This is a genomic window from Vibrio sp. KMM 9700 (assembly GCF_058545285.1).
Genome location: NZ_CM178589.1, coordinates 392667 through 409618, shown reverse-complemented (window position 1 = coordinate 409618; position 16952 = coordinate 392667). Strand labels below are relative to the sequence as shown.

The 16952-nt window shown below is 43.7% G+C and carries 15 protein-coding genes; 10 read left to right on the top strand and 5 right to left on the bottom strand.

All coding sequences use genetic code 11. From position 1 onward, the window contains the following. Positions 1-106 precede the first annotated feature (106 nt). Positions 107-1936: a gamma-glutamyltransferase gene (gene ggt / locus AC2VOY_RS01830; RefSeq protein WP_491831939.1), complete on the bottom strand. Its 1830-nt coding sequence runs from the start codon at positions 1934-1936 to the stop codon at positions 107-109. 156 nt (positions 1937-2092) lie between these two features. On the opposite strand from ggt, the gene AC2VOY_RS01825 reads away from it, so the two are divergent. The 4 genes from AC2VOY_RS01825 to AC2VOY_RS01810 all read left to right on the top strand — a co-directional run bounded on the left by AC2VOY_RS01825 (position 2093) and on the right by AC2VOY_RS01810 (position 5007). After that, positions 2093-3274: an MFS transporter gene (locus AC2VOY_RS01825; protein ID WP_491831938.1), complete on the top strand. Its 1182-nt coding sequence runs from the start codon at positions 2093-2095 to the stop codon at positions 3272-3274. Positions 3275-3380: 106 nt separating this feature from the next. Continuing rightward, positions 3381-3932, top strand: coding sequence for a DUF924 family protein (locus AC2VOY_RS01820; RefSeq protein WP_491831937.1), 552 nt, complete (start codon positions 3381-3383; stop codon positions 3930-3932). A gap of 48 nt (positions 3933-3980) precedes the next feature. Further along, a complete protein-coding gene (locus tag AC2VOY_RS01815; RefSeq protein WP_491831936.1) occupies positions 3981-4553 on the top strand; it encodes a GNAT family N-acetyltransferase in 573 nt (190 codons plus the stop codon). 70 nt (positions 4554-4623) lie between these two features. Beyond that, on the top strand, positions 4624-5007 hold the full coding sequence (locus AC2VOY_RS01810) for a hypothetical protein (RefSeq protein ID WP_491831935.1): 384 nt from the start codon (positions 4624-4626) through the stop codon (positions 5005-5007). Between the two features lie 87 nt (positions 5008-5094). Here the strand turns inward: AC2VOY_RS01810 and AC2VOY_RS01805 are convergent, their stop codons facing one another. The 4 genes from AC2VOY_RS01805 to pabB all read right to left on the bottom strand — a co-directional run bounded on the left by AC2VOY_RS01805 (position 5095) and on the right by pabB (position 10159). Further along, a complete protein-coding gene (locus tag AC2VOY_RS01805; protein WP_491831934.1) occupies positions 5095-6501 on the bottom strand; it encodes an L-serine ammonia-lyase in 1407 nt (468 codons plus the stop codon). A 74-nt stretch (positions 6502-6575) separates the two neighbouring features. Then, positions 6576-7841: an aromatic amino acid transport family protein gene (locus AC2VOY_RS01800; protein WP_491831933.1), complete on the bottom strand. Its 1266-nt coding sequence runs from the start codon at positions 7839-7841 to the stop codon at positions 6576-6578. Positions 7842-8147: 306 nt separating this feature from the next. After that, positions 8148-8729 carry a CoA pyrophosphatase gene (locus tag AC2VOY_RS01795; protein WP_491831932.1) on the bottom strand — a complete coding sequence of 194 codons (582 nt, stop codon included), beginning with the start codon at positions 8727-8729 and terminating at the stop codon, positions 8148-8150. 29 nt (positions 8730-8758) lie between these two features. Continuing rightward, a complete protein-coding gene (pabB, locus tag AC2VOY_RS01790) occupies positions 8759-10159 on the bottom strand; it encodes an aminodeoxychorismate synthase component I (protein ID WP_491831931.1) in 1401 nt (466 codons plus the stop codon). 186 nt (positions 10160-10345) lie between these two features. Between pabB and AC2VOY_RS01785 the strand changes: the two genes are divergently transcribed. From AC2VOY_RS01785 to AC2VOY_RS01760, 6 genes are all read left to right on the top strand, one after another. Beyond that, positions 10346-11860, top strand: coding sequence for a fumarate hydratase (locus AC2VOY_RS01785; RefSeq protein WP_491831930.1), 1515 nt, complete (start codon positions 10346-10348; stop codon positions 11858-11860). Positions 11861-11984: 124 nt separating this feature from the next. Beyond that, positions 11985-12170, top strand: a complete 186-nt coding sequence (locus tag AC2VOY_RS01780; protein WP_491831929.1) for a hypothetical protein — start codon at positions 11985-11987, stop codon at positions 12168-12170. A 110-nt stretch (positions 12171-12280) separates the two neighbouring features. Further along, positions 12281-13681 carry a YcjX family GTP-binding protein gene (locus tag AC2VOY_RS01775; RefSeq protein ID WP_491831928.1) on the top strand — a complete coding sequence of 467 codons (1401 nt, stop codon included), beginning with the start codon at positions 12281-12283 and terminating at the stop codon, positions 13679-13681. Beyond that, positions 13678-14781, top strand: a complete 1104-nt coding sequence (locus AC2VOY_RS01770) for a YcjF family protein (protein WP_491831927.1) — start codon at positions 13678-13680, stop codon at positions 14779-14781. Before AC2VOY_RS01775 ends, AC2VOY_RS01770 begins: the two co-directional genes overlap by 4 nt. 63 nt (positions 14782-14844) lie before the next feature. Further along, positions 14845-16383: a transcriptional regulator TyrR gene (gene tyrR / locus AC2VOY_RS01765; RefSeq protein ID WP_491831926.1), complete on the top strand. Its 1539-nt coding sequence runs from the start codon at positions 14845-14847 to the stop codon at positions 16381-16383. Between the two features lie 59 nt (positions 16384-16442). Further along, positions 16443-16916 (top strand): DUF2947 domain-containing protein, encoded by a 474-nt coding sequence (locus AC2VOY_RS01760; protein WP_491831925.1) that lies wholly within the window; start codon positions 16443-16445, stop codon positions 16914-16916. Positions 16917-16952 lie beyond the last annotated feature (36 nt).

Genomic DNA, 16952 nt, shown 5'->3' with positions numbered 1-16952 from the left:
TTGTTCAAAAATTAACGTTTTCATCTTAAAACAAGCACCAAGAGATAACTTTTACTTAAAGCCTTGGTGACAGTAAGTGGCGAGTAGGCTGAGATATCAGGCAGTTTTATTGACTGATCACCTTGCCTTCACGTCGTGGATCGGCTGCGCCATATAAGCCATCTTCTTTGATCGCAATCGCTTGAATACCAGAGTTGAGATCTTTAACTTGCACCTCATAGCCTAATTGCTCAAGTTTTGGTTGCCATAAGCTTGCATCTGTATCTTTTTCAAGCTCAAAGGCGCCAAAACGATTATTCATATTTGGCAAGTTGATGGCTTCTTGTAAGCTCAAATTCCAATCTAAATAACCGACCAAAGTTTTTGCAACATAACCTATGATTTGGCTACCACCGGGTGAGCCTACGGCTAATACGGGCTGCTGATCTTTTAACACTATGGTTGGCGCCATGGATGAGCGAGGGCGTTTACCCGGCTCAACACGGTTGGCAATCGGCACGCCATTATCTTGGGTAGCAAAGGAGAAATCGGTCAGCTCATTGTTGAGTAAAAAGCCGTCAACCATTAAGCGCGAGCCAAAGCCGTTCTCAATCGTGGTGGTAATTGACACCACATTTCTGTCTTTATCGACAATCGAGAAATGACTGGTGGATGGAAATTCAATCGCATTGTCTTGACCAAATTGATCAGCGCTTGCCGTATTATTTTTGGCAAATTCCCAAGGAGGCTCGCCTGCGCTGACTTCTGTGAGCGCGCGGTTGCCTGAAAGCAATTCTGCGCGTTTGGCTAAATAGTCTGGATCTAATAAACCTGAGGTTGGCTGGGGCACATAATCAGGATCAGCCATATAGCGGCCACGATCAGCAAAGGCAAGACGTGAGGCATCACCAATTAAGCGCCAGCTTTGCACATCATCTTTGCCCATTTTAGCTAGTGGGTAGTGAGACAACATGCCAAAGATTTGCCCAAGGGTGAGGGCGCCAGAGCTTGGTGGCCCCATGCCGCAAATTTCATAGCTTTGATAGGAAGCGCAAGTCGCAGGGCGTTCTTTGACATTATAAAGTTGAAAATCTTTGAGGCTTAACACGCCTGGGTTATCTTCAGCGCCTTGCACGGTTTCGACGATATGCTCAGCAATATCCCCTTGATAAAACGCCTTGGCACCATCTTTGGCAATTTTCTCTAAGGTTTTAGCATACTCAGGGTTTTTGAGTAAATCACCTTCTTGGATGGCTTTTCCATTCGGAAAGAAGTAACTTTTTGTGACAGGGTAACGTTGCAGGTATTCGCTATCAGCAGCCACTTGACCAGCAAGACGCTTGCTTACAGGGAAGCCATTTTTCGCCAAGGTGATCGCAGGCTCAAGCACATCTTCCCATTTTAGCTTGCCTAGCTCTTGGTGGGTTTGCCACATCAGCTGCACTGTTCCCGGCGTGCCAACTGAGCGACCGCCAACCACGGCATCAAAAAAGGCGAGTGGCTGACCTTTTAAGTCTTGAAAGAGTTGTGGGGTCGCATTTTGCGGCGCAGTTTCGCGTCCATCAAAGGTTCGTAAGCCTTTGACCTGACTATCCCAATAGACTAAAAAAGCGCCACCTCCAATGCCCGAAGACTGCGGCTCAACCAGCCCAAGCACCATTTGGGTGGCAACCATGGCATCAATTGCGCTGCCGCCTTTTTGCAGCATCAATGCGCCAGCCTCACTTGCCAGAGGGTTAGCCGTAGCAATCATCCAATCTTTGCCTTGAACTAATGTGTGATCGCCACGCGCGATGGTGGATTCAGGTGAGACTAAATCTGCCGTCTGCACGCTTACCTTCATTTTTGATGTTTGATCTGCGCTAGGGGTGGTATCTGCCAAAGCGCCTTGGCTAAAGCTGAGCGGGATAAGTAGGGCAAGTGTGTTAAGGGTGAGTGGCTTGTATTTTAATGACATCATATATCCTTATACTATCAATGAGTTATTTTTAGGTTGTATAAATACTAACCTAAGTATAGTGTAAGGATTTAAATGAAAATGTAAGCACTTATTTTGAATATTTGTGTATATTATGTCTATTCTTTACCAATAGATGATTAACTTGGGCTCTTTATGACTAAAAATTGGCGTACGCCACAAAACTTTTTATTTCTCGTTTCCATCATTATGCCAATTGCCTTTTCAACTTGGGGCGCTTTGCTGAATAATTTTGCAATTGAAAAAGCTAACTTTAATGGCTCTGATATTGGCCTGTTGCAAAGTATTCGTGAAATTCCGGGTTTTCTTGCTTTTACTGCTGTGTATATCTTGCTCTTTATTCGTGAGCAAAAGTTTATGATTATTGCTTTAACCTTATTTGGTTTAGGCGTCTCCTTAACTGGTTTCTTCCCAAGTTTGACAGGTCTTTTATTGACAACCTTTTTGATGTCAACTGGCTTTCACTATTTTGAAACCTTAAAACAGTCTTTATCTTTGCAATGGCTGTCAAAAGAAGAAGCGCCGGAATTTTTAGGTAAATTAATCGCAGTCGGCGCCATGGCATCATTGTTAACGTATGCGGGCAACTGGGTACTGCTTGAAGTGTTCAAGTTGGAATATAAATATGTGTATTTAATTTCAGGTGGAATAGCCTTAGCACTGGTTGCTTTTATTGCGTTTGCTTTTCCAAGCTTTGAAGCGAAAACCGTGCAAAATAAATCACTTGTGTTACGCAAGCGCTATTGGCTGTATTACGCCTTAACTTTTATGAGCGGGGCGCGTCGCCAGATATTTACCGTGTTTGCCGGTTTTTTGATGGTCGAAAAATTTGGTTATTCGGCCGCCGATATCAGCCTATTATTTTTAATTAACTATGCCTTTAACTTTTTGTTTGCCAAGAAAATTGGCGCATGGATTGGACGCGTGGGTGAGCGCCGCAGTTTAAGCATTGAATATATTGGCTTGTTTGTGGTGTTTGTTGGCTATGCGCTGGTTGATAATGCGCATTTTGCCGCGGCGTTATACGTGATTGATCACTTGTTCTTTGCGATGGCGTTGGCAATCAAAACCTATTTCCAAAAAATTGCCGATCCTGCTGACATGGCCTCGACCGCTGGGGTGTCGTTTACGATTAACCATATTGCTGCAGTTGTGATCCCCGTGACCTTTGGCGTGCTTTGGCTCACCTCACCAGCATTAGTCTTTTATCTTGGCGCAGGCATGGCGTTGGTTTCACTTGCCTTAGCTTTGATGATCCCGCGCGATCCAACGGCAGGCGCTGAGACGCGTTTTAACCTGCAAAGCCAAGTGAGCTAGGTTAGGTTTTAATCACTTGCTAAGTTTTAACTATGAAAAAACCTTGTTTTCTCTCATTTTTAGTCTGTGCATATAGGCATAATCTAGTTTAATAAAGGAGTGAGCGATGGAAAAAGTATTTGAAACTTGGCAAGAAGTGATTGAGTTTTGGTTTGAAACTATCTCCCCAAAGCAGTGGTGGTATGGCGGGCAAGAATTTGACCGTGCGATTGAAAAACGTTTTAAATCGATTCATCTACGCGCTGCCAAAGGGGAGCTGTATACATGGCGTGAATCGGCTCAAGGGGCATTGGCCGAAGTGTTATTACTAGATCAAATTCCGCGGCATATTTATCGCGGTCGTTCCCAAGCATATGCGTATGATGGGCAAGCTTTAATGCTCTCTCAAGTGGCGATCGCAAAAGGCCAAGATCAAGAATTAAGTGCGCCGCAACAACAATTTTTATACATGCCATGGCAGCATAGCGAGTCACTTTTCATTCAAGAGCAAGCGGTAGCATTATTTAAGCAATCTCAAATTAAAGGTTTGCAGTCGGCGCTTAAACATTGGCAGGTCATTCAAACCTTTGGTCGGTTTCCACATCGAAATGAGGTTCTGGGGCGAGAGAGTACCGAATGTGAGCGCATTTACCTTGAAAAAAATCCAAATCCATTTTAGTTCTGTGCTATTTTAAGAAAACTTTTAGCCTTTAACCTTCTAAAAACAATGACAATCGAACTGACTTCAAAGCGTTGTAAAATCTGGGTCCCAAGCTCAGTTGATGCGCCTGCACTGCTTAATTATGTGACGCGAAACCGCGAACACCTTGAGCCTTGGGAGCCGAAAAAAAATATCAATTATTTCACCACTGAATATTGGTCAGCAGATTTAAACCTTGCTGCGCAAGCCGCGCAAATGAATATTGGTTTTAAGTTTGTGGCAAAATTAATCGATACGCCAGATAAAGATCCAGAAAAAGTTATTGCCGCCTGTAATTTTACCGGCCTAGTGCGCGGAGCGATGCAAGCCTGTTATCTGGGCTATTCGATGGATAAAGATCATCAAGGCCAAGGGCTGATGAGTGAAATCATTGACACTGGGATTGAGTACATGTTTAGCCAGCAAAAGATGCACCGAATCATGGCAAGCCATCTGCCTGAAAACCGTGCAAGTGAAGCGATTTTAAAAAAACTCGGTTTTGAAAAAGAAGGCTATGCCAAAGACTATCTACATATTAATGGTCAATGGCGCGATCATGTATTGAATTCTAAACTTAACCCTAAGCATCCATTTGCATAAGGAAAGATAAAGAATGAGGCAATACCTGAATCGGTATAAATTCTGCGCTCTTTTCCTTGGCGTGATATTTTTGAGCTGCGCTTGTCACTCTCGTCCGCCAATTAGCCCAGAGCAACAAGCAGGGTTAAAATTGCTTCGCGTGACCAATGACATGCGTCAAGGATCGCTTGCTAATACAGAAACGAGTAAAGCTTTGATCCAGCGCTTATATCCTATCTTTGAGTCCAAAGGCTGTGACAAAGCATCGGGACATAAATCATATATCTTCCTCAATTCTATCCAAGATACTGACGTGCAAAGGCAATGGGTTGAACGTTGGATGGTCTATGGCTGTGGCGCAGTTTACCCTGTCGATGTTCACTTTGAACAAAAAAAATCCCAAGACAGTATCGAGAAGAACAATACTGAAACTTGGGAAGTCAAAGCGCCTGATCCAAGTTTGAATCAGACGTGATCTGGTTTTTCTTAGTTGATAAGAGCCGTTATTCTTAGCTTCGAGTTAGTATCATGTTATCAGCGCCAGATTTTATTATTGGCTTCGCTAACAAATCACCTTAATCGCAAGACCGCCTTGTGACGTTTCACGATATTTCGCATTCATATCCTTACCTGTCTCAAGCATGGTTTCAATCACTTTATCTAGCGATACGCGAGGCTTGGATGCGCGGCGCAGTGCCATACGTGTTGAATTGATTGCTTTGACTGCTGCAATCCCATTGCGCTCAATGCATGGCACTTGCACTTGACCCGCAACGGGATCACAGGTTAAACCAAGGTTATGCTCCATCGCGATTTCAGCCGCCATGCACACTTGTTGCGCGCTGCCGCCCATTAGCTCAGCAAGACCCGCTGCAGCCATTGAACAGGCCACACCGACTTCACCCTGACAGCCTACTTCTGCGCCAGAAATCGAAGCATTTTGCTTATATAAACCGCCAATTGCGCCAGAGGTTGCGAAGTATTTTAAGTATTCACGCTCAGTTACAGGTTGAATAAATTTATCATAATACGCCAGCACTGCCGGGATGATCCCACAGGCACCATTGGTTGGCGCCGTCACGACTCGTCCACCCGCTGCATTTTCTTCATTAATCGCAAAGGCGTACATATTCACCCAATCTATCACCGCCATAGGATCGCTTGAGGTTTGATTGGTGGTTAATAGCTGCTGATAAAGGGCAGCGGCGCGGCGTGGCACGCGTAAAGGTCCGGGTAATAAACCTTCCGTATTCATTCCGCGAGTTAAGCCTTGCTGCATGGTGCGCCAGATTTTTGCAAAATATTCAGGCACGCGTGCATCGCCATGAATAGCTTTTTCATTTTCTAGCACAAGAGCGCTAATCGACAGACCTGTTTCTTCACATTGCTCAATCAGCTGCGTCGCGGTATCAAAGTGATAGGGCGCGTTGAGTTTGCTCGTGGTTTGCTTGCCAAAATTTTCATCATCAACAATGAAGCCGCCGCCAATCGAATAGTAAGTCTTGCTATAAATCACCTCACCTTGCGAAAGGGCATGAATTTGCATCCCATTTTCGTGTTTTTCAAGGTTTGTGGTATGAAAACACATGTCCGTATCATAATCAAAACTTGCCAATACAGGCGCATGCGCGATAGCCGTATCTTTTAAATTTTCGCTAAGTTTTAAGTCACAGCCAAGAGGTAATTCTTGCGTCGCTTTCACTGTCTGAATGAAGCTTGGAATCTTATCTATATCCACATTTTCTGGGTTATTCCCAGCCAGACCCATAATGATTGCAATATCTGTATGGTGGCCTTTGCCGGTTAATGACAATGAGCCATAGACATCAATTTTTATTTGATTGGTCTTGGTGAATAAATCCTTTTCAATTAAATCATTTACAAAGCAAAAGCCAGCTTGCATAGGGCCATTAGTGTGCGAGCTTGAAGGGCCAACGCCAACTTTATAAATATCAAAAACACTGATCATAACTTACCTATAAGGAAAGAAAGCCAAGCACAAAAGATGTTCTTCCACGCTTGGCTTTAAATTAACAAAAAGGCTTAAAGAGCGCCGTAAATGACTGATGAAATTGCTGCCAAGCCACAAATGAGAGTGAAGATCTGCGCCATTGGCGTGGTTTTAAATTTAGCCATTGCAGGGACTTTATTCATCGCAAAAATTGGCATTAAGAATAAAATCGCAGCAATCATAGGCGCGCCCATGGTTTCAATCATGCCAAGGATACTTGGGTTCACAACAGACACAATCCAAGTGGTCAGTACAATGAAGAGAAGTGACGCTTTGTTGACTTGAGAGCTAGACATATTTGAGCGCGATTTAACTAAGCCAACAAGACCTTCGTGCGCGCCAAGAAAATGTCCAAAGTAGCTTGAAGTAATGGCTGCAAAAGCAACAATCGGGCCAAGGTATGAAATCCAAGGCGATGCATGCACATTTGCAAGATAAGACAGCACACTAATGTTTTGTGCTTGCGCTTGATGTAATTGCTCAGGGCTCAGCGAAAGCACGACAGAGAACACAAAAAACATCACAAAACCCATCAGCATCATAGCTGCGCCACCTGTGATCATGTCAGTTTTATTGACGGCATCATCGCCATATTTTAGGCGCTGCGCTTTGGTAAACTGGCTGATAATCGGGCTGTGATTAAATGAGAAAACGATAATTGGGATCGCAAGCCAAACTGTGCTTGGCATATTTGTCCAGTCAGGTGAGACAGATGCAATCGATAGATCCCATTCAGGGATAAGGTATAAAGAAAGTGCCAGCAGGATAAAGACAAGTGGATAAACCATCATTGAAGTGGCTTTGAGCATGAGATCTTTACCAAAAACTACGCCGCAAGTCATGGCTGCAATTAAACCGCCAGAAAGTAGCCAACGCGGTGGGGCGCTAATCATTAACTGATTGACAAGGAAAGACTCAACCGTGTTGGTGATCCCCACGCCATAAATTAAAACAATTGGGTAAATCGCAAAAAAGTAAGCAAAAGTGATGATGTTTGCGCCGGTTTTACCAAAGTGTTCTTCAACTGTGTCGGTAATGTCTGAATTTGGATTTTTTGATGAAAGGACAAATCGTGCAAGGCCTTTATGTGCCAGCCATGTCATTGGCGCGGCAATTAAAGCGAGGATCACGAGCGGCCAAAAACCACCAGCGCCAGCTTTAATTGGTAAAAATAATACGCCAGCGCCCACAGCGGTGCCAAAAAGGGATAATACCCAAGTAAAATCTTGATAATTCCATTTTTTGTTTGTGGTTTCTGTGTATGTTTGAGTTACATTTTTTACGGCTTGTGTACTCATGTTTAGGCTCACTTGTTATTGAATAATAAATATTACTTATCCATCCTTGGCCTCTATCTAGCAGTCACTTGCTGATTACGCCACATCTAACGTGTGTTCGTGCGAGTTGTGAGCCGTGATTATCCATGAATCAATAAATAAAAACAGGATCAATATCAAGAAAAAGCAAACTCAAACATTAGAAATTCTAATCTGAAAGTTAAGAAATCACTAAAAATGAGTCGAATTATAAAATTTCATACTCAAAGTATAAAAAATCTAATTTTAACCCATTTAAAACTAAGGTTTATTTTAAGTTTTATATAATTATTTGAAAATGCCAACAGGGTGAAATTGCTGCTGCATACGCCAAATAATTTGCGCAGTCATGCCCCAAATAAAATGTTGACGATAGGGAATGGAGTGCACTTGGTGCAACTTATGGCCACGTTTAATCGATTGAGTATGCATATTCTTTGGGTTTAATAAAAAGCTGAGTGGGACATCAAAGACGTCCTGCACCTCGTTACTATCAATAATAAGCTCAAATGGAGACTCTAAAAACCCTAAGATGGGCGTGACATGAAAAGCGCTGACGGTCGAAAGCGGTGGCAATTGGCCAATAGGTGTGAGTAAGGCTGGATCTATGCCAACTTCTTCATTAACTTCACGGCAAGCTGTGTGCCAAAGGCTGGTATCTTCAGGCTCAACTTTACCGCCGGGGAAGCTAATTTGACTTGGATGATGGCGCAAATGCGCCGCGCGTTTGGTAAATAGCAGGTGAAGCTGACCTTGCTTTTCAAACAAAGCCAATAAGACTGCAGCTTGGCGCAAATGCGAAGACGCACCTTGATGAAATTGAGGTGGCATATATAAATGAAAATGGCGCAAAAATTCATCTTTGTTCATCAAGGCTCCTTGTCGTCATCAAAAGTTAATTATACATCTAAAATAGGCAAAATTTTGCTCAGTTTATCAAAGGTTTCTTGATATTCTGCGGCGCATTCACTGTCTGCCACTAGGCCGCCACCGGCCCAAACATGAAGCGTTTGATCGCGTGCAATGAGTGTTCGAATACAAATATTGGTATCCATTTTCCCACAAGCGCTAATATAGCCAATGCTGCCACAATATAAATCGCGGCGATCCGGCTCCAGCTCTTCAATGATTTGCATCGCTCGCACCTTGGGCGCGCCAGTGATCGACCCACCAGGAAAAGAAGCCTTAAGTAAATCACACGGGCTATATTCTGGCGCAAGTTTGGCGCGAATCGTGCTGACCAAGTGATGCACAGCAGGAAAGCTTTCAATTTCAAAAAGATGTGGCACATGCACGCTGCCGATTTGGGCGACTTTACCTATATCATTGCGCAATAAATCCACAATCATCAGGTTTTCAGCTTGATCTTTAGGTGAGGCTTGCAGTGCTTGCTTGGATGCCTCGTCTTGCTTGGGATCGTCAAAGCGCGGACGCGTGCCTTTAATCGGCTTGGTTTCGATGTTTCTATCTGCTTCTAATAAAATGAAACGCTCAGGTGAGAGGCTTAAAATACTCGCTTTTTCTGTGCGCACAAAAGCTGAAAAAGGTGCATGATTGTGTGCTTCAAGCTTCGTATATGCTTGCCATTCACTGCCTTGATAACTGGCTTGAAATTTTTGCGTCAGGTTAATTTGATAGCAATCGCCACTTTGAATATAGCGCTGCACTTGGGCAAATTTTTGAGCATAGTCTTCAGCGCTCATGTTGGATTGCCAGTTTGACGTCAGTTGAAAGTCTTGGTCAGCCTCTATCTGTTCATATTTCATTTGCTCTTGATTTAGCCAAGCAAAATGCTCAGGCGCATTGACGCCAACTAAATACGCCTTTTGGCTGTGATGATCGCAAATGAGCGCCCAATCATAAATCCCCATTGCAAGTTCCTGAGCTTTAGGGTCGGCTTTAGCAAGACTTGGCAGTTTTTCAATCTGACGACCTAAGTCATAGCTTAAATACCCCAAAGCGCCGCCTAGAAAAGGCAGTTCAGCATGATGGGCGACGTCACCGAGTTGGTTTTTAATCTGCGCTTGAAGTAAAGCAAAAGGGTCATCTTGGCTTACTGTTTCACTAGGGCTGCTATCATGGTGATAAGTTTTGATAATAGTTTGATCCCCTTGGGTTTCTAAGGTTGACAAGGGGCGTGCAACTAAGATATCAAATCTATTGTTGGGGTGGTTAGGCGCAGCCGAGCGCAGCAACATCGCCCACGGCAAGTCTGCAATCGGCGCAAATAAATCAAGGCTTAAGCTTGGCTGGTAGGGGATTTCTTGTATTGGCGTTGAAAGGTTAGAAAGCTTTGGCATAAAAGATCAAATATTAAAAACAAATAAAGTTTAGCTTACCATACAAATTGTGATCTTGAATGAAAATTCTAGCTTAGATCAAGGTATTAGCTTTAAGGCGTGCTACCATCGAGAAAGCCCAGTTTTAATAAATTATATAAAAATAAACCCATTGAGGTTATGGAAAAACACTAAGGTGAGGCAAGTATGACTATAATTCGCAAGCAAGATTTAATTGATAGCATTGCAGATGCATTGCAATATATCTCTTATTATCATCCACTTGATTTTATTAAATCCCTCGAAGAGGCCTACCACAAGGAAGAGAGCAAGGCAGCCAAAGATGCGATCGCACAAATCTTGATTAACTCGCGTATGTCGGCGCAAGGTAAGCGACCACTGTGCCAAGATACAGGCATAGTCACTTGTTTCGTCAATATTGGTATGGATGTGCACTGGGATGACACCAGCATGACGGTGCAAGAAATGGTCGATGAAGGCACGCGACGCGCGTATACCAATCCAGATAACCCGCTACGCGCCTCAATTTTACACGATCCTGCTGGCAAGCGTATTAATAGCAAAGACAATACGCCAGCTGTGGTGCACATCAATATGGTGCCTGGTGACAAAGTCGACGTACAAATTGCAGCCAAAGGCGGCGGCTCTGAGAACAAGACTAAAATGGCGATGTTAAACCCATCGGATGATATTGCGGATTGGGTTGAAAAAACGCTTCCAGCAATGGGCGCAGGTTGGTGTCCACCGGGCATGCTCGGCATCGGGATTGGTGGCACTGCAGAAAAGGCGGCCGTATTAGCTAAAGAATCCTTAATGGATCACATTGATATTAATGAGCTTATCGCGCGAGGCCCTGAAACCACAGAAGAAAAATTGCGTGTTGAAATCTATAAGCGTGTGAACAAACTTGGCATTGGCGCGCAAGGCTTAGGAGGAATGACAACCGTTGTGGATGTGAAGATCAAATCAGCGCCAACTCACGCTGCGTCAAAACCTGTGTGCTTAATTCCAAACTGCGCAGCCACTCGCCATGTGCACTTTACCTTAGATGGCACAGGGCCGGCAGAGCTGACGCCGCCAAACCTTGACGATTGGCCAGATATTAGCTGGGAGCCGGGTGATGATACGCGTCGGGTTAACCTTGATACCGTCACTAAAGAAGAAGTTGAAACTTGGCGCACAGGTGAAACTGTCTTACTTTCAGGTAAAATTCTAACCGGTCGTGATGCGGCGCATAAACGTTTGCAAGGCATGATAGAGTCTGGCGAAGGTCTGCCAGAAGGCGTTGATCTCAAAGGCAAGTTTATTTATTACGTCGGGCCTGTAGATAAAGTGCGCGATGAAGTTGTGGGACCTGCGGGGCCAACGACCTCAACCCGTATGGATAAATTCACCGATATGATGCTCAGCAAAACTGGCATTTTAGGCATGATAGGTAAAGCTGAACGCGGCCCTGAAACGGTTGAGCTCATCAAGCAGCATAAAGCGGTTTATCTGATGGCGGTCGGCGGGGCGGCTTATTTAGTTGCCAAAGCGATTAAGAAATCTCGCGTGGTCGCATTTGAAGATCTTGGTATGGAAGCGATTTACGAGTTTGAAGTCAAAGATATGCCGGTGACGGTAGCAGTAGATTCAACCGGTAGCAACGCGCATCAAATTGGCCCAGATACCTGGAAAGTTAAATTAGCGCAAATGGATTAAATTCGAATAAGTTTTTAACCAGATTGATATTTTTGTCTAAGTTAAGGCCTTGAGTATTTGTATTCAAGGCTTTTTTTCGGCATGATTAGAAAATACTTAGAAATAGATGACCCAAGGAGAGGTTATGCCTAAATTTGTTAAATTTTTACAGCTTTTAGTTTTGGTGTTGGTTGCAGGGTTTATTGGTTACACTTTTTTCTTACAAGGTGTCGTGATTTTCCAAAACCCATATGTCATGATCACTATCGCCCTGACTGTGCTGCTTGAGTTGGCATTGTTTGTGATTTTCAAACTAATCGAACACGATTAAGCATTTAAAGTGATTTATTTTGCTTGAAGCGCTGGCATCTGCTGGCGTTTTTTATTTAAAATCAATAATGTCTAAAACTGATAGACATGGTATTGATAAAAGAGGTGGGTATGCTGCTGGAAAAACAAGTTAAAGATTTGCTTAATCAAGGCATTGAAATGGGGCACCGTACGCTCGATCGCCATTTGCGCCTTGCGGTCACAGGTCTTTCACGCGCAGGCAAAACGGCCTTTATTACCTCTTTGGTCAATCAGCTGTTGCATAGTGCAACACATGACAATTTACCTTTATTTAAAGCAGCGCAAGAGCGTGCTTTGTTAGGCGCTAAGCGTGTGCGTCAAAACGATGAAACAGTGCCAAGCTTTGAATATGACTTAGCGATAGAGCAGCTTTCAAGCCAGCCCCCTGCATGGCCCATGCCAACGCGTGATGTGAGTGAAATTCGCCTTGCCTTGCGTTTTAAACCTCGCTCTGGGGCGCTTAAGTACTTCTCTAAAACGGCCACTTTGTATCTTGATATTGTGGATTATCCTGGGGAGTGGCTACTTGACTTACCTATGCTCAACTTAAGCTTTGAGCAGTGGAGCGCTCAGCAATATAAAGCCATCGTTGAAGGGCGCAAAGAATATGCCGAGCCTTGGCTTGATCTTGTAAACGGTTTTGACCCTTATGCGCAAGAAGATGAGAAAGAAATTAAGCACATAGCGACAGCCTTTCGTGATTATTTGCATTTATGTAAAAAACAAGGTTTGCACTGGATTCAGCCGGGACGTTTTGTCTTGCCGGGTGAGTTTGAAGGCGCGCCAGTGCTGGACTTTTTCCCTTATATTTTAAAGCAAGATGACTCAAAAAAAATGGCGAAGGATTCAAGCTATGCATTGCTTGTCTCGCGCTATAAAAACTATCAACAAAAAATCGTCAAAGCCTTTTATAAAGAGCACTTTGCAACCTTTGATCGCCAGATTATTTTGGTCGATTGCCTACAGCCATTAAACACAGGTTTTCATGCTTTTCAAGATATGAGTTATGCACTTGATGAGCTGATGGAAAGCTTTAAATATGGGCGTAACTCGTTTTTAAGTCGTATTTTTTCTCCGAGCATAGATAAAGTTTTATTTGCGGCGACAAAATCGGACCATATCACCCCAGATCAACACGCCAATCAAGTGGCATTACTCCAACAGTTGGTGGAGAAAGCATGGCAGCATATTGCTTTTGAAGGCATAGAGATGGAATGTCAGAGTTTGGCCTCGATTCAAGCCACAGAAGTGGGTTATGTGGGCAAAGGGGATGGACAAATTCAAGCTCTGAAAGGCACCACGCTTGATGGCGAAAGCTACACTTTGTTTCCGGGGGAAGTGCCGAAAAAACTGCCACAAAAAAGCTATTGGCAGCAGAATCAATTTGAATTTTATAGTTATCGACCTCAGCCTTATGATCCAAGCGTGCCACTGCCGCACCAAAAAATGGATAAAGTCTTAGAGTTCCTATTAGGAGATAAACTGGCATGAGTGAGCAACAAAAAACCTATCAAGGTAAGCAGATATTTAGCCATGAGCCACAACTTGATGAGCCTGAATCTATAAAGCAAAGCGCTGAAATGTTTGAACAAACTCAAGCCGATCCGCAAGAGCGAGATAACTTTGAGCACAAGCAGATTTTTGAGCAAGATTTAGAATTTGTACCTATTTCTAGCGCAGATGACACTTTGCTGATGAGCCAAGAGCAGGTGCTTGAAGAGCAATTGAGTAAAAAATCCAAATCATCTTGGCTGCTTGGTTTTGGTTTGACAAGTTTTACACTGCTTTTGGGCGCGCAAGCGGCTGATAGTATTTATACTGCGTATCAAGCCCAAGATTGGCTCAATCTTGCTTGGTCAGGCTTGCTTGGAATAGGCGCAGGCACCGGACTGATATATTTAACCAAAGAATGGATCACCTTAAGACGGCTTAAAAATCAGTTAGATACCCAAACCAAAGCTGGGGATTTGATCCGCGCCCAAGGCATAGGCCAAGCGCAAAAATTTTGCCGTGAGTTGGCAAAAGACTCAGGCATCACCCTTGAGCATGCTGGTTATGATCGCTGGCATCAAAGTGTGCGTAGCGATCACAATGACGCTGAAGTGCTTGCGCTTTATGATGCTATGGTGCTTAAAGCGCAAGATGACAAAGCCAAGCAGTTGATCGCAAATTACTCTGGTGAGGCGGCGGTATTAGTTGCCCTGAGCCCATTGGCTGTGGCGGATTTATTGCTGGTTGGTTGGCGTAACTTAAAGCTGGTACAAAAAATTGCCCAAGTGTATGGGGTTGAACTTGGTTATTGGTCACGACTTAAAATGCTTAAACTTGTGTTTGTGAACATGGCTCTTGCTGGTGCCAGTGAGCTTGTCGCTGATGCGGGCATGCATGCCTTGTCGATGGATATGGCGGGCAAGTTGTCAACGCGTGCAGCGCAAGGCATCGGGGTTGGCATTTTAACCGCGCGCCTTGGCTTAAAAGCAGTTGATATTTTGCGTCCATTGCCTTGGCAAGAAGAAAAGGGCTTACGTCTTGCCGATATGCGCCGTCAAATTAGCAGTAAAGTGCTAGGTTTATTTAAAAAGAAGGCTTGATCTAAACCTATCCTTGCGCCAAACTGGTGTCAAGTTTTATGAACACCTAAAAGGTTATTCAGCGTGCGTTTAGAAGTACTTTGTGAAGATAGGATCGGTATTGCCCAAGAAATACTTGATCTACTGGTAAAAAATAAGATAGATCTAAGAGGGATCGAACTTGAAGCACGTGGTGTGATTTATTTACACTGCCCAGAAATTGAGTTCGATTCTTTTCGTGATCTGCTTGCGCAAATTCGTCGGATTAAAGGCGTAAAAGATGTGCGCAAAATTGATTTTATGCCAAGTGAGCAAGAGAGTAGCCAATTAAGAGCGATGCTCACCTATCTCCCCGATGCGCTGTTATCGATTGATTTAAATGGTCAAATTAGCCAAGTCAACCAAGCATTTTTGGCTTTATTCGATATGCCGATGCACAAGGTTGAACATAAAAACCTGTCCCAACTTATCCCAGACTTTGATTTAGACGCTTGGAAAACAAAAGAATATCAACGTTTTAGCCAGAGCATCATGCTGCATGGGCTTGATTATCAACTTGATGTGATCCCAGTATGGCTGCAAATTGAGCATAAAAATCAAATCACAAGTGCGGTGGTAAGCCTCAAGCCTTTAGCTGCAAGGCAGTTGAAAGGGGATTTTTATCAAGCAGATAAGCATGATTTTGATCACCTTGTGGGGCAATCTAAAGCCCATCAAGATTTAATCGCGCAAGCGCAAAAACTTTCCCAACTGGATAAACCTTTATTGATTGAAGGTGAAACGGGCACAGGTAAAGAGGTACTTGCGCGCGCCTGTCATCAAGCCTCACCACGTAAAAACAAGCCTTTCTTGGTGCTAAGTTGCGCCTCAATGCCGGATGATGTGGCTGAAACTGAGCTGTTTGGGCATGCGCCGGGGATGTTTAACCAAGATGCTGGGCACAAAGGGATCTTTGAGCAAGCCGATCAAGGCACAGTATTCTTAGATGAAATCGGTGAAATGAGCCCGCATTTACAAATTAAACTGCTGCGTTTCTTACAAGATGGGTCGTTTCGCCGCGTTGGTGAAGAGGAAGAAATGCATGTTGATGTGCGCATTATTGCCTCTACCAAGCAAACCTTAACTGAGCTAACCGATCAAGGTCAGTTTCGCACTGACTTGTATTATCGCTTAAACGTACTCAACTTAGTGATCCCACCATTGCGTGAGCGTCCGCTTGATATTGCACCTTTTGTCGAGCGCTTTGTGCGTCAATATGCGCATCAATTAAATATGCAAGTGCCGTCTTTTCAGCCAAGTTTAATTGAAGCCTTGTGCCGCTATCCTTGGCCGGGAAATATTCGTCAACTTGAGAACATGGTGCTGCGCGCAATGACGCAAGTGACGGATAATCATCTGCGCTTTGAGCATTTCCAATTGCCACAAGAAGAGCAAGCAGAGAACTTACAAGTCAGCCATGCGATTGATCCTGATGCCAGCTTAGATGAGGTGATGAAGCACTATGAGGCGAATATCTTGCGCCAGCTATATCAATCTTTCCCATCAAGTCGCAAGCTTGCGAAACGTTTGAATGTGTCACACACATCGATTGCGAACAAACTAAGAGATTACAATATACGTTAAATTTGACTCACGCTTAAATTTAACCATATTTTTGATTTAAAGAAGAGAACCAATAATTTATGTCCTATTTGCCATTAGATGAATACCCAAGAAAGTGGATTTTTACCCATCAATCCATGCCTGTTCCAGAAGAAGATTTAGAGCAAATTAAGCCTTTATCTATGGCGCGCGCGGCGCAAATTTGGCGTGATAATATTAGTGCGCAAAGCCCTGATAGTGAGCGTTTTGCCAAGGATGATTGGCCGTCGAAAACTCAAAATTGGCAGCAAAGCTTAGACTGGATGAAAACTTGGGATTCAGAAAACGCAGACTTACCGGCTGAAGTGCTAGAGTTTATTGAGTGGCAAGATGATGTGACGGTTTATTTTTGCTATGAAAAGTACAATGTGATTGAAACCAAGTGGTCTATCTTTAAAAAGCATTGGAAGAATTTTTTATTCTTTGATGATGGCCCGATTTTGATTGCGCGTCGTCGTAATGAGGCTTTGTGGTTTCATTCAAAAGGGCATGTGGATTTGGGTGTTCGCAGTTAATTAGTCAAGTTAATTAGCCATATTGAGTGAGTAAAG